The organism is Clostridium sp. CM038, from assembly GCF_055081105.1.
This window is the reverse complement of record NZ_CM143651.1, coordinates 1,798,449-1,812,783: the sequence shown is the minus strand read 5'-3', so window position 1 is coordinate 1,812,783 and position 14,335 is coordinate 1,798,449. Positions and strand designations below refer to the sequence as shown.

Below are 14,335 nucleotides of genomic sequence, written 5' to 3'. Positions count from 1 at the left end.
TTTTTTAATAAAGTTTTTTATAAAAATTAGAATTGCACTTCCTTTTCAAATCATCATTTATAAACTTTCTATAATACTCATCAGTTCTCTAGTTAAATTTTCTCTGTTGTACTTTTTAACTTTTTCCCAATGAATATCTAACTTTTCCTGCGTGCCTTTCCAAATGCCATAGGATTTATATATAACTGCTTTAATTTCATCTATTTGTTCAGGATGACAACAAAATCCTGTGTTCGTATCAAGTATTAAATCTTTAGCAACACCGTCCGGTACAATGCCTATAACAACCCTTCCACTTCTTATGTACTCAAATATCTTTCCTGTATATACGCCTTCGCTTCTTTCAAAAGCTCCTATAATTAGAAGCGCTGCTGAAGAATTTTCTAATTCCTTCAAACTTTCTTTATGGGGCAAATATGATATAAATTCAATAACCTTATCATATTTTGCAAGAAAAAACGTAATATGTTCCTGGGCATCCTTGCCTATTTGCCCGACAAATCTAATGATAAGCTCTTCCAGTTTTATTTTTTTATCCTCAATAAGCCTATCTATAGCTATTAAGAAATTCTTTGGTGATATCTTCCCATACAGGGTTCCATTATAAGTTATAATATATTTGGGAGGTATCCTATCTATATTATAATCATCAAAATCATCCTCATCATATCCATTAGTAATTATTTTAAATTTATCTGCCCTCTGATTCTTATATCTATCAATAAAATCATCTATTATAGGTTTACTTACAGATATTACAACATTCGCTTTTTCAATAACTGTCGTCTCCATCCTTTCATTTTTTCTCTTAGCATAGGGCGTGTAATCTGCGAATGGGTTAGTTACCCATTGGTCACGAAAGTCAGCAATCCACGCTATGTTAGATTTTTGCTTTAATTCACAAGCAATTAAATGCCCAGTATATGGTGCTGAGGTAGAGTATATTATATCAATTTTTTCTTCCTTAATTATTTTAAGTCCTAATTCTACCGCATCTTTTTTCCATGAAATTTTATCATCCGGTATGTACATATTTCTATAAATATTTAATAAGGTTTTTTTTATTTTTCTCTTAACTTTAGATTTAAGTGTAATTTCAGAGGTTATTTTTATTATATCCTCTTTATTTTCAACCTTCATGGTTTTGACATGGGTTATATTCCTATTAGCAATAGTATTGACAATAAAATTATCTCTTTGCATAGCCCTAAATACCTTTATTCCATCCGTTGATTCAGCTTCCAAAGACTCATCCTTTATAGTGCTCTTTTCATTATTTACAGTAAGCACGTTTACGTTGTATCCAAATTTCTTTAGAAACTTAGCAAATTTTAAAGTTCTCTGAACCCCTGCACCTCCTAGTGGTGGGTAAACATAAGCTACAATTAATATGTTTTTCATTATTAACACCTCTCATTGTCCTAACTCTTAACTAACAGATTTCCCTTCTGAATATATCATTAGTATCATCACTACAGTAAAAACAAAAGCAGGCACTACACTTATTGGATCTCTTGAGGCCATAAAAGATTGGCCTGTAATATTTCCATAAACTAAGAGACATAAAAGCCCAATAATTCCTGGCCATTTAAATTCTTTGAAATCTTTCTTATTATTTTTAATTATATCCAATACTGACTTTATTAAGCTGCTTAGCCAAGCTAACATAAAAGTAAAAGTAAATATAATTCCAAATTCTGTAATTAAATTAAGAATTATATTATGAGCATCTATGTACAATTTTTTAGGGTTTCCACCATATTGTAAATAGTAATATTTAAAGTGCCCTGGTCCCACACCAAAATAAAAGTGGTCATTTATCATTTCAAAAGCTAAGGCCCATATTGGTCTTCGACTTTTAGTTTGCTCTATTAATCTTTTAAGCATTCTGGCATTGTTGCTGACTAGGTCTTCTATACTGTTTATCTTTATGTCCGTTGCAATTTCTTCCACTTCCCACCTATGCATAACATTAAATGTCATGCAAGAAATCACAACTATAGAAATTAGTAAATATTTTTTCCAATTATTTATATCTACTATAATTACAATAAAAAAACACATAGCTAATGTTAGTAGAATGCCCCTTGATTTTTGAGTACTAAAATTAATTATTTGAATTAATAATAAGAATATATATATTTTGTTATGTTTCCCTGATAGCTCTTTATTTATAGCATATAACAATATAAAAGGCATTACTATTATAGTATATCCAAGCATGAAATTGCTACCTAAGACCCCATAGAGATGCTGATTATTGCTACGTACAATTAAATTATATAAAGTTACTATTATATCTGGTATTGATGATAACGTAACTCCCACGCATAAATAGAGCAATATATCCTTGTAAAACTCTTTATTGCTTTTTTTATAGCAAAGTATACCTATGCTATAGGTCATCATTGAAACCATGTTAAGTAGCACTAGCTTAAATGCTTCTAAAACATGAATACTTAGCATAGAAGATATAGTCGCTAATAATAACAATATAATATAGAGTACACTTAGCTTGGTGTATTTAACCGTAAGCTTTGAAAAATCAAATCCTCCATATTTAAATTCGCGAGCCATATTTGTTAAATATATAGCAAAATAAGCTAAATATACCACTTCACCTATCCCAGCTATATTTAACCTATTCATAATATACAATGCCATAGGTATTATTGGTATTGCTACCGCGTAAACTAAACTTGCGGTAACAAAATCTTTAAACATTAAAATCAAACTACAAATTACGAACAAGGTTACAAATATGCTACTTACGAACATGAGCACATTTGATGTACCCATCTTTATAAACAATCCTATTTCTATAACAGCATATAATATTAGAATTATGTGAATATACTTTTTCAAATAATAGTAATACTCTTTAATCTCTTGCGTTAATTGCATTTTTATCCTCCTACATACTTTCTGATATTTTCAAATGACAAGTGCATTGCAAGCTAGAATATACCATTACTATTTACTAACCTTCTCAAGTGTTTTATATATATCATTCATGATTTTTGCATTGTCAAACCAATTATACCTCTCCCGGACTAATCTTCTTGCATTTTTTGAAAATTCCTTCATTTGATCTTCATTTTCAATGATTTTCATAAGTTTTAATGTTATATCATAACTACTCTTTTGCTTGATTACAAAACCGTTATAGTTATTAAAAATTATCTCTTTTAATCCACCTACATCTGTAGTTATTATTGGCCGTCCACACGCACAGGCCTCGACAGCTGAAACTCCAAAACTTTCACTTAAGGATGGCAGACATACTATATCCATCTTGTTTATGTATTCAGGTACTTTTTCATTATCTATTTTACCTGTAAATGTAACCTTAGAATTTAAATTTAATTTCTTTACTAAAGACTCAAGCTCTAATTTTTGGGTACCATCTCCAACAATTAAAAGTCTTAAATCTTTGGTTCCGCTGTATTTACGTATAAGCTCTGAAAATCCCTCAATAAGATAATTTAACCCGTATATTTTTTCTAATCCCTTAATAACACCTATGGTAATATAACTACTATTTAGTATAGGTGTGTTACATTTAAATTTATCTAAATCTACACCAAAGGGGGTTACTACTATCTCTTTGTTGTAGTATTTTTTTGTTTCCTCAGTCATATTATAACTTGTAGAGCAAACTTTATCCGCTCCTTTTAATATATACTTAAGTAGCAATTCTTTAGCTTTATTATCTTTAGGGAACTCATACACATCGCTACCCCAAACAGATATTACAAATGGATGGAAATTGCACATTCTCCCATAAAGTCCATAGCTAGTAGCATAGTGACTGTGTAATATATCTGGATTAATGTCTTTTACTAATTTTTTAATTGATTTAATTAATAAAAAATAACTTAACTTATTTGTACCTATAGTTCTTAACACATGCAAATTTACATTGTTTTCATACACATAATCTGTTTCTCTCATAGAAATTATATGAATCTCATTACCAAGTCTCGCAAAATATTGAACCCATTTTCTTGTATGTATACTATGTGCATCCGCTAAAAAGCAAATTTTTCTCATAAATTTCCTCCTGTTCTTTTACACTATTTAAGTATAATTAAGAATCTTAGAAAGTTATCTTTAATTACTCATTCTTTATTGTTTCTAAAAGCTTCTCAGGAGAATTTACTATAATATTTATTATCCTCTCTGTTACTTTTCCATCCAACTTATAGAAATTTTCATGGATATACTTTTGCATGTCGTGGTTTAGTGTCACGTCACCTATATTTATTTTAATCATACACTCTAAAAGCTCATTTTCATCCTTAACTCCAAAGGATACCCCCTCTTTAACAAAACCACCAGCATCATTATATTTAGGGAGTAATATACATATAGAAGGTTTATTAATAAGTGCCGCTTCTACAACTACTGTAGAATGTACGCTTACTACCAAACCACTCCATTTAATTAATTCATACAAATCTCCATCCTTCATTATCTTACAGTTTTTAATGTGGAACTTTTCCACCATAACTTCATAAAATTCAAAATTCAAATCTACAGGATGAAGTTTGATAATTAATTCGTAATCTTCCTTCATTAAATTTATTGCCTTAAATAGCATTAAGGTAGCCGGTTCAAGTAAATCCCTAAAATATTGAGTGGCATAAAGTATTCTCAGTGTCCCATTTTTTTTAAACTTTTTCAAATATCCATTTTGAACTAAATTGTCTGTTCTTACTTGACCAACTACATTAACATTTTCTTTATTATATACATTTGTATGAGATATCAATAATTCTTTATACTTTTCCCCCCAGACAAATGTATTACGTGGCACCAACAAATCTTTATACTTTGAATTAATTATGTAAGTAGATGAGGTTTCATTTATTATTCCATGTTGCACAGCATAAGTATCTATATTCAACTTATTTCCTGCGACTATAAAGCACCTTCCCCTGTCGCCTTCTCCTGCTACTAAACATTTTTTATTTTTCAACTTTCTAATAATTTTTCCTGCCATTAATAGTTCATATAAATAGGAAAGATAACTCGTTCTTAAATCCTTCATCACAAATCCTAAAAGTATATTTTTAAGATCAAGTTCATTTAAGTGAAAATCTAACTTATCTAAATAAATTAAATTATCTACTAATAAATTATTATTTACATTTTTCTTGGCTTTAAGCCTTTTGTATAAAATAAATAATTCAAATGGCACAAAATTTTCATGACAATTTAGAGTCTTATCTATGATGTATTTATTGTTTAAGAGTTGAAAATTTAAAATATTATAAGTTTCTTTTAATTTATTTATAACTTTCCCTAATTGAGTATCGTAATAGCCATCGGTATTGCCTTTAACTAAGTTTAAACTTGAAGCATGTGAAATAATTAAAAATGGTTCTTTATAATTTCTACTCTTCGTTAAAAAGTTTTTAAATATAAATTTGCAGTAACTCCCTATTCCCCTAATAAACCGTTTAGTTAACTTGCCTTTACTTATAGCTTGAATGTTTTTTTCACTATAAATTTTCTCACATTTAAGGTTGAATACCTCTACACAAACCTTTTCCATAAAGTCATCATCTGTTTTTACTTGTATTTCTTCATTCGTTTTATACTGAGCATTTCTTATAACCATAATACAGAAAATCAAACCATTTAATTTTCTATAAATAGTGGGTCTACTAAAAATATATAATGGTATATCATCATATAAATATAACTCTTCAAGCTTTAACCCATTAACCTTTTGATTTTCTAAATAAGTTAAATACTCAAAAGCTTCCTTTTCTGCGTTTACATTTCCTATATATTCAAATAAATCCACAACTTTTCTATCTATTATCAGTTCTTTTTTTTGTGCTGTATAGATTAATTTAACCATTAAATCATCTCCTGCGGAGCTGCAATATCAACGACTTCAGAAGGAGATTTGTACTCCCACTTATAGAAGTGGGACACTTTCCTTCTGAAATGTCGTTGAATCATCTCTTTTAACTTATTTTTGCATTAATTTTCCACTGATTTTTTTAATCTCATATCCTAATACAATTAATGTTGCTATTAATATTCCATATCTCAAAACCCAATTGTTTTTGACTATAAAAAATATTACACTGCTAAGTACTATGTATAAAATGCCATATGCAAAAGGTTTAAACGTATAAATTCTTACGTCTAATATGCGTAAAGATATATAATAATGATATAAAAATAATAAGATATACGATATTATTGTTGTCCATGCCCCTGCAACTGCGCCGTATCTTGGAATTAAAATATAATTTAATACACCATTTATTAAAGCTGCAATAAGGGTTCCTAGGGAAAGGAACTTTGTATTTTTAGTATAGAATTCAATATTAGCTGGTATACTGTATAGAAATTGAAAATAATATCCTATTATAATTAATGGAACGTAATCTAACCCTTTATAAAATTTTTTTGTACCCATTAGTTTTCCTATTTCAGGAGATATAAATATAAGTATAAACCCCATCACAGAAAATAACATAATATAACATTTAATTTTCAGCTTTATGTCATCATAATTTTTTTCTTTCATATTCTCATAAAACCACGGTACCCAAGCCTTATTACACGCCAACCATACAATATACATTATCATTCCAATTTTATATGCAAAGGTATATATTCCTGCAGCACTAGATCCTATCATACTATTTATCATAACCGTATCCACAGACTGCAAAATCACGCCTGATAAAAGATGTACAATTGCCGGTATAGATATGGCTAATCCATACTTCCAGTATTCAAAACTAATTAGTTTTTTGCCTTTTTTCATAGCAATTACATATAAAACTGTACCGTAAATTAAAGCTACAATAATTAAAGAACCAATCCTACCATAATACTTATCACTTTTAATATTACTTATGAGTATTATAGCCAGAATTGTGTTTATAATAGCACTACTTATTGATATAAGTAAATATTTCTTATATTTATATTCAGCATTTAATTTGGCATTAGAAAAATCCACGATAAATCCAAAAAAACCTTGAATAATAAGGAAGATGACTAATATAGAATTTAAATTTATAATAGAAGATATTTGCTTTTTAAACACAAATCCAATTATAAGCCACATAATAGCAAATAGTGTGACTAAAAAAAGTATAGATGAAGCATACTCATCATATCTTTCCTGAAAATCCACCTTGGCATTATTAACTGTAGCCAATAGCCCTAATGTAATTATAGTTGTAAAAACGGAAAGCCATGTGGTGTATACCCCAGTTATTCCATAATCACTAGTACTAAGTAACCGCGTAAAAATAGGCATAGTTACAAATGAAATGCCTTGAACAAAAAAGGTCCCTATAGTAAACCAAATTCCACTTCTCACCAATCTGCTTTTGTACAATTTCTTTATAAAATCTATATTCATATTATCTCCTATCCACCTTACCAATGTATCATAACCCTCCACTAAAGCGGCTTAATTAATGACTTTCGCCCTTAAATGCAAATAAATAACAGAGTTATTTATTGAATTCTTTTATTATTTGACATACCTTTGCAATGTCTTCTTTTTTAAGTCCAACAGAACTTGGAAGATTTATTCCACGCTGATAAAGCTCATTTGTAATACTTAAATCCCCATGTGTACAAGTTTTATATGGAATCATATCATGTATAGGCATAAAGAATGGTCTTGCTTCTATCTTTTCTTTATTCAATTTTTGTATAAGCGCGTCGCGAGTTATACCATACTTTTCCTCAATTAGGATTGAGTATAACCAGAAACAATTTTCTACATTCTCTTTTTCTATAGGTAAGGTAATTCCTTTAATTTCACTTAATAGTTCATTGTAATATGCCGCATTTTGTCTTTTAATTTTTAAATATTCTTTAATATTTTCAAGTTGAGCCACTCCAAATGCAGCCAAAAGATTTGGCATTCTAAAATTATATCCTATTTCTGAATGATAGAATGCTTTATTTTCAGTAACTACTTTTGTTTGAGTGGATAAAAATTTCGCTCGTGCGCCATATTCTGAATTATTAGTTACAAGCATTCCACCTGCTCCAGTAGTTATAATTTTGTTCCCATTAAAACTAAAACAGCCTATATCCCCTATGGTACCTGTCATTCTGCCATTAAAAGTAGATCCTAATGATTCAGTTGCATCTTCTATAACAAATAGATTATGTTTTTTAGCTATTTGAATTACTCTATCCATATCTACAGGATGGCCATAAATATGTACTGGCATTATAGCCTTTGTTTTAGGTGTTATTAATTCCTCTATCTTTTCTGCATCCATGACAAAGGTATCTCTACATACATCTACAAATACAGGCTGTGCTCCTACGTATTTTATAGTGTTAACTGGAGATATAAAAGTTAAAGATGGAACTATAACTTCATCTGCGTATCCTATTCCAAGGGTTACTAACGCTAATTGAAGTGCTGATGTACCATTATTTGTGACAACTGCACTTTTGCTACCTACATATTCACTAAATTTTTCTTCAAATAAATTAACATAACTACCTACTGAAGATACCCAATTAGTATCTATACAGTCCTTAACATATTTAAGTTCGTTTCCTCTAATTTCTGGTATACATAAAGGTATCATAACAAAACCCTCCCACTTTTTAAACATTATTCTTTTGCTAAATATTATATATGTCTGTCTTAAAATGTTGCATATTATTTTTTATCCAATCTACTGTCACTTCAAGACCTCTGTCTATAGTGTAATTAGGCTTCCAGAGCGTTAATTCCTTTATTTTAGTATTATCAGCCCATAATCTATTAACTTCGCTGTTTATAGGTCTTAACCTTTCATCATCGCAAATAATTTTTACATCCTTACCTATTATACTTATTATTTTTTTAACTGTTTCTCCTATAGTTATCTCGTGATTTGAACCAGCATTTATAACTTCACCATTAGTTTTTTCACTCTCTGCTATTTTTATGAATGCCTGGGCAGTGTCCAATACAAAGTTAAAGTCTCTAGTCGGAGTTAGGCTTCCAAGCTTGATTTCTGTTTTCCCTGCGAGTATCTGTGATATTATTGTTGGAATTACAGCCCTTGCAGATTGTCTTGGTCCATATGTATTAAACGGTCTAATAGTTGCTATAGGCATATTAAAACTTTTATAGTAACTTTCCGCCATTTTATCTGCTCCTATTTTTGATGCTGAATATGGAGATTGACCCTGCATTGGGTGTTTTTCATCAATTGGTACATAAAGTGCTGTTCCATAGGTTTCAGACGTTGATGTGTGTACAATCTTTTCTACCCCATATTCTCTGCAGGCTTCTAAAACGTTAGTAGTGCCTTCCACATTTGTTCTTACATAGGCCATAGGCGATAAATAAGAATACGGGATTGCAATTAGTGCAGCAAGATGAAACACTACCTCTTGTCCTTTAATAATTCTTTTCATTCCATCGTATTCTCTTATGTCTCCAGTAACAACTTTAATACTTTCTTTTACTGACTTATCAAAAGTATCAATCCATCCCCAGTTATTAAATGAATTATATTGAGCTAGGGCTGTAACATCTGCTCCAAGTTCCACCAATCTTTCTGTTAAATGGCTTCCTATAAAACCTTCTGCACCTGTAACTAAAACTTTTTTCCCTTGCCAGTTCATTTCATCTGCTCCTTTCTTATAGTTTAAAATATTTGTTAATATCCGTGTTGGCCATTTTATAGTCTTCCATTCTACCTATATCTTTCCAGTATTCAGTTATCTCATAAATACCTGACGTGCAATTATTGTTAATTGCATCTTCTATTAAATCAGTCATATTATAGACTCCATCTTCCTGTATGTATTTTATAATTTCAGGATTAACAGCATATACTCCACCATTAATGTGAAATTTATATGTAGGCTTCTCTTCTACAGACTCTATAATCATATTATCAGTGACTAAGACTCCATAAGGAACGTTAATTTCATAATTTCTAACACCTACAGTTATATTAAAGTTATTATTCATATGATGATTTAAAAATTTTTCAAAATCAATTCCTGTTAATATATCTCCGTTTATAACTATGAAAGGTTTTGTAAACTTTTCTTTTACTAATGCTATTGAGCCTGCTGTGCCTAGTTTTTTAGTTTCTCTAATGTATTCTATGTTTACATCAAATTCTTTTCCATCTTTAAAGTGTTCCTCTATCATTTTCCCTTTGTAATTAAGAGAAATAATAAAGTTCGTAAACCCATATTCTTTAAATTGTTCTATTATAAGCTCCAAGATAGGTTTATCACCAACTGTTAGCATAGGTTTAGGTAGTGATTCAGTTAATGGTCTTAACCGAGTTCCCAAACCTCCTGCTAAAATAAAAACATAATTTTGCTTTTTATCATAAGATAATATGTCATCTAAAAAATATAAGTCTATGAGCTTTTTATTTTTATCAATAACAGGTACCTGCCTTATCTTTTTCTTAATCATATACTCTTTTGCTTTCTTTTTGCCATACTCTTCTGTAACAAATTTAAAATCCTTAAAATATGTATTCTCTATACCCTCATTTATACTGTGGCCTTTAAGTATAGCACGCCGTATATCCCCATCTGTAATAGTTCCCACTAATTCATTATTTCCATTTACAACTAAAGCTCCCCCTGTTAAGTTTTTATCTATAACCTTCATAGCTTCTTTTATAGTAGAATTCACTCCTATACAATAATCATCAATTGGAAATTTCATAACATCACCTACACTTTATAATTTTCGATGGAATTCCTACAGCAACTGCATTATCTGCTATATTTTCAATAACCACAGCTCCTGCTCCAATAATTACATTATTCCCTATATGCACTGATTGAATTATAGAACTTCCCATACCTATATGGGTGTTACACCCTATGCTAACTCCGCCAGCTAAACAAGCCTTAGGTGAAATATGTGTATTCCTTTGCAGCTTGCAATCATGTTCTATTACTGCACCGGTGTTTACTACGCAATTTTCTTCTATGTAAGCTCCTGGATTGATTATGGCTCCAGGCATTATACAAGTTCCTCCTGCAACATTTGCATAAGGTGAAACCATTGCATCCTTATGTATAAGTACCGGTATGTTAAACCCTATAGCTTTTAAATTATTATATATATTTTCGCGAGTTAAAATGTTTTGGAGTGCACCAACACATACAAATGCATTTTTTACACCAGTATTATATAATTCTTCTAAAATGCTATCATCGCCTATTATAGGTATATCTAATACAAATTTATCGTAGTTATAATCTTTATCAGTTACCCCCACAATATTATATCTAGAAGCACTTTTTATAATGTCTATAATAACCTTGCAATGGCCACCTGCACCTACAAGTACGATTTTCTCCATAATCTCACCCCTAACTATCAACTAATACGTTATCCTTTTTTGTATAAGTTCCCTATCTATCTTTATCTCACTTAAAATTTGTGCTATTTTACCACTTGCATTCCCATCACCATAAGGGTTTGTGCAGTTTTCTAATTGCTTCTTAAAGTTCTCATCGTCTATTGATTTTTTAACGCCTGCTTTTACAGCTTCCTTTCCATAAGGTACGTCTATTATATTGAGGGCTCTTAGTCTTCCGTCCTGCCTTGACCCTATGTTTACTACAGGCAGTTTAAAGCTAGGTGCTTCAATTATACCTGACGATGAATTTCCTATCATTACCTGAGCTATACTTAAAAAACTTAGGTATTCTACTTGACTTAAATTTCTAAATACTTTTAAAAATGGATATTTAGCGCTATACTCCTCAATAACCCTTATAATTTCGCTTCCTCCATTATCACTGTTAGGATATGAAACTATAGTTTGATATCCAAGTTCTACAACCGCATCTAAAGTTTCTCTTACTTGCCATTCCACCATGTCCCTTTCTGTAGTTACTGGGTGCTGAGTCATTAAAAATATCTTATCATCTTTTAATTTAAATTTTTCTAGTATTTCTTCCCTTGATAAATATTTTGCTTTCGCAATATAATCAAGTCCCGGCGCTCCTACTACAAAAATATTTTTTTCCTTCTCCCCTAATTTAATTATTCTTTGCATGCTGTCCTCATTTGCTGGAAAGTGAATATGAGAAAATTTAGTTATAGCGTGCCTTACAGACTCATCTACTGTTCCCGTTACTTCTCCTCCATGAATATGAGCCACAGGAATATTCATATGGATAGCTACAGTTGCTGCCGCTAGCATTTCTCCTCTATCACCTAGTATTAGTACTAGGTCCGGTTTTATTTTATCAAAGCTTTGAGCCATACCTATAATTGAAAGTCCTATAGATTTAGCCATTGCCGCCCCTGTATCAGAAGCTAAAACAGTTTCAAATTTATCTGATACTACAAAGCCATCTTTTTCTATTTCATTTATAGTCATGCCAAATTCAGGACATAAATGCATTCCACAAACGATAAGCTTAAGATCCAATTCCTCATGTTTTTCAATTTCTTTAAGAACATGATAAAATATACCATAATCTGCTCTCGTACCTGTTATAACTGCTATTTTTCTTTTCATATTTAATCTCCCATTCTATAAGTGCATGTTCTATGTACTCATGTTCCATGTGCTCGAAATAATTTAGCTAATTTTTATTCCACCATATTTAAGGCTATTTGTTCGTCAATTTTTATATCTCTATTAGTTTTTCGCCCAACAATATCAATGTAGAATTTAGGCGAAAGTCCGTTTCCTGGTCTTTTGTAATCTAAGTCCGAGAATCTTATACTCTCCCCTGCTTTTATATATCTAACTGCGACTATACTTTTTCTAGCTGCCTTCATGGTATCAACTTCACTAAAATTATACATTTTAATTCCAGTTCCGAGTGCTATTTCTACATCTCTAATCGCTTTAACCATCTCTTTTAGCTCTATTGGATTCAGAGAAGCTTTATGATCTGGCCCTTCCATACTTTTGTCCATTGTAAAATGCTTTTCAATTATATTTGCTCCCATAGCCACTGCTGCAATAGGCACTGTTATTCCTTCAGTGTGATCGGAATATCCAGACACAATTTCAAAAGATTTTTTTATGGTATTCATTGCATTCAAGTTAACACTTTCTAATTTAGCTGGATAATTTGAAGTACAGTGAAGCACTGCTATTTCTTTATTGCCCAGGAAATTTATTACATTTATTGTTTCTTCGATTTCTGAAAGTGTCGCCATGCCAGAAGATAAAATTATAGGTTTATTAAATCTTGCTATATGTTCTAAAAATGGAATATTAGTTAAGTCTCCCGAACTAATCTTAAAAGCCTCCACGCCTATAGACGCTAAAAAATCAGCGCTTTCAAAATCAAAAGGTGTAGATAAAAACATAATTTCCTTATGTATACAGTATTCTTGTATTTCTATAAAACTTTCGTGCGATAGTTCTAGTTTCTTTAACATATTAAACTGTGAGTCAATTTTTCCTATGTTGTCCTTTTGATATTCAGCCATTTCTGCATATCCAGTAACTAATTTTTCTGTAATAAATGTTTGAAATTTTATGGCATCGGCCCCTGCAAATACAGCTTTATCTACCATCTCTTTTGCTATTTTTATGTCTCCATTATGATTAACCCCAGCCTCTGCTATAATAAAAGTTGAATTTCCATCGCCTATAGCCTTATTTCCTATCTTAAACATGAATACTCTCCTCTATTATCATCTCTACAATTCTTGCATCGAGCATCGTGTCAATATCTATAGAGCTTTCCTTGTTCATTACATAAGGGATTGTGTTTTCATCAACAAATTTTTTTTTGTTAACTAACATATCATTTGAATTTATATATAGTGCACCATTAAATATATAAAAAGCAGGTAAGTCTTGCCTTCTGATATTTGTTCCTTCAAAACTTATGACTTCTTTTAGCTTTTCATTTTCTATACTTCTCATAAGTACAGGATTTTCATAGGCTTCACATACACTTACTAAAGAGGTACTATTACTCTCAATAAGCTTTTCTATAGATTCATCCAGGTGCTTAAACGTTCTTAATGGAGATGTGGGTTGCAATAATATTACGTAATCAAAACTTACATTATTTTTTTTGTAAAAATCTATTGAATGTATAACTACGTCTATGGATTTTGAAGTATCATTTGATAGTTCTTCTGGTCTTAAAAAAGGTACCTTAGCCCCATATTGCTGTGCTATAACCTTAATAACCTCACTATCTGTTGATACAATTAATTCATCTATATATTTAGATTTTTTTCCTGATTCAATTGTATAAGCTATAAGTGGTTTACCACTTATAGCCATAATATTTTTATTTGGTATACCTTTCGAACCACCTCTTGCTGGAATAATAGCTAGAAACTTCTTATTCTTATACATAA

At 30.5% G+C, this 14,335-nt stretch carries 12 protein-coding genes; all 12 read right to left on the bottom strand.

Annotation, left to right across the window (positions count from 1 at the left end; genetic code table 11):
* Positions 1-57: 57 nt before the first annotated feature.
* The 12 genes from ACWJKS_RS08165 to ACWJKS_RS08110 all read right to left on the bottom strand — a co-directional run bounded on the left by ACWJKS_RS08165 (position 58) and on the right by ACWJKS_RS08110 (position 14,333).
* On the bottom strand, positions 58-1,401 hold the full coding sequence (locus ACWJKS_RS08165) for a glycosyltransferase (RefSeq protein ID WP_462960913.1): 1,344 nt from the start codon (positions 1,399-1,401) through the stop codon (positions 58-60).
* A 27-nt stretch (positions 1,402-1,428) separates the two neighbouring features.
* Positions 1,429-2,904 carry an O-antigen ligase family protein gene (locus ACWJKS_RS08160; protein ID WP_462959192.1) on the bottom strand — a complete coding sequence of 492 codons (1,476 nt, stop codon included), beginning with the start codon at positions 2,902-2,904 and terminating at the stop codon, positions 1,429-1,431.
* Between the two features lie 69 nt (positions 2,905-2,973).
* A complete protein-coding gene (locus ACWJKS_RS08155) occupies positions 2,974-4,053 on the bottom strand; it encodes a glycosyltransferase (protein WP_220286820.1) in 1,080 nt (359 codons plus the stop codon).
* A gap of 64 nt (positions 4,054-4,117) precedes the next feature.
* Positions 4,118-5,872 (bottom strand): hypothetical protein, encoded by a 1,755-nt coding sequence (locus ACWJKS_RS08150; RefSeq protein WP_462960912.1) that lies wholly within the window; start codon positions 5,870-5,872, stop codon positions 4,118-4,120.
* A 114-nt stretch (positions 5,873-5,986) separates the two neighbouring features.
* Positions 5,987-7,426, bottom strand: a complete 1,440-nt coding sequence (locus ACWJKS_RS08145; protein WP_462960911.1) for a lipopolysaccharide biosynthesis protein — start codon at positions 7,424-7,426, stop codon at positions 5,987-5,989.
* Positions 7,427-7,496: 70 nt separating this feature from the next.
* A complete protein-coding gene (locus ACWJKS_RS08140; protein ID WP_462960910.1) occupies positions 7,497-8,600 on the bottom strand; it encodes a LegC family aminotransferase in 1,104 nt (367 codons plus the stop codon).
* Positions 8,601-8,637: 37 nt separating this feature from the next.
* Positions 8,638-9,630, bottom strand: coding sequence for an NAD-dependent 4,6-dehydratase LegB (locus ACWJKS_RS08135; protein WP_462960909.1), 993 nt, complete (start codon positions 9,628-9,630; stop codon positions 8,638-8,640).
* A 16-nt stretch (positions 9,631-9,646) separates the two neighbouring features.
* Positions 9,647-10,702: a nucleotidyltransferase family protein gene (locus tag ACWJKS_RS08130; protein WP_216304323.1), complete on the bottom strand. Its 1,056-nt coding sequence runs from the start codon at positions 10,700-10,702 to the stop codon at positions 9,647-9,649.
* A 4-nt stretch (positions 10,703-10,706) separates the two neighbouring features.
* The gene (locus ACWJKS_RS08125; RefSeq protein WP_216304324.1) at positions 10,707-11,348 is read right to left on the bottom strand and encodes an acetyltransferase; all 642 of its coding nucleotides are present in this window, start codon (positions 11,346-11,348) and stop codon (positions 10,707-10,709) included.
* Between the two features lie 21 nt (positions 11,349-11,369).
* Positions 11,370-12,518, bottom strand: a complete 1,149-nt coding sequence (gene neuC / locus ACWJKS_RS08120; protein WP_216304325.1) for a UDP-N-acetylglucosamine 2-epimerase — start codon at positions 12,516-12,518, stop codon at positions 11,370-11,372.
* A gap of 74 nt (positions 12,519-12,592) precedes the next feature.
* A complete protein-coding gene (gene neuB / locus ACWJKS_RS08115) occupies positions 12,593-13,636 on the bottom strand; it encodes an N-acetylneuraminate synthase (protein ID WP_216304326.1) in 1,044 nt (347 codons plus the stop codon).
* A complete protein-coding gene (locus tag ACWJKS_RS08110; RefSeq protein WP_462960908.1) occupies positions 13,629-14,333 on the bottom strand; it encodes an acylneuraminate cytidylyltransferase family protein in 705 nt (234 codons plus the stop codon). The genes neuB and ACWJKS_RS08110 overlap by 8 nt, the downstream gene beginning before the upstream one ends.
* Positions 14,334-14,335: the final 2 nt, after the last annotated feature.

Bases quoted from the DNA above. Each gene is read 5' to 3' on its own strand.
- neuB (WP_216304326.1), bottom strand. From the start codon at position 13,636: ATGTTTAAGATAGGAAATAAGGCTATAGGCGATGGAAATTCAACTTTT.
- ACWJKS_RS08160 (WP_462959192.1), bottom strand. From the start codon at position 2,904: ATGCAATTAACGCAAGAGATTAAAGAGTATTACTATTATTTGAAAAAG.
- ACWJKS_RS08140 (WP_462960910.1), bottom strand. From the start codon at position 8,600: ATGATACCTTTATGTATACCAGAAATTAGAGGAAACGAACTTAAATAT.
- neuC (WP_216304325.1), bottom strand. From the start codon at position 12,518: ATGAAAAGAAAAATAGCAGTTATAACAGGTACGAGAGCAGATTATGGT.
- ACWJKS_RS08125 (WP_216304324.1), bottom strand. From the start codon at position 11,348: ATGGAGAAAATCGTACTTGTAGGTGCAGGTGGCCATTGCAAGGTTATT.
- ACWJKS_RS08135 (WP_462960909.1), bottom strand. From the start codon at position 9,630: ATGAACTGGCAAGGGAAAAAAGTTTTAGTTACAGGTGCAGAAGGTTTT.
- ACWJKS_RS08150 (WP_462960912.1), bottom strand. From the start codon at position 5,872: ATGGTTAAATTAATCTATACAGCACAAAAAAAAGAACTGATAATAGAT.
- ACWJKS_RS08130 (WP_216304323.1), bottom strand. From the start codon at position 10,702: ATGAAATTTCCAATTGATGATTATTGTATAGGAGTGAATTCTACTATA.
- ACWJKS_RS08155 (WP_220286820.1), bottom strand. From the start codon at position 4,053: ATGAGAAAAATTTGCTTTTTAGCGGATGCACATAGTATACATACAAGA.
- ACWJKS_RS08165 (WP_462960913.1), bottom strand. From the start codon at position 1,401: ATGAAAAACATATTAATTGTAGCTTATGTTTACCCACCACTAGGAGGT.
- ACWJKS_RS08110 (WP_462960908.1), bottom strand. From the start codon at position 14,333: ATGTATAAGAATAAGAAGTTTCTAGCTATTATTCCAGCAAGAGGTGGT.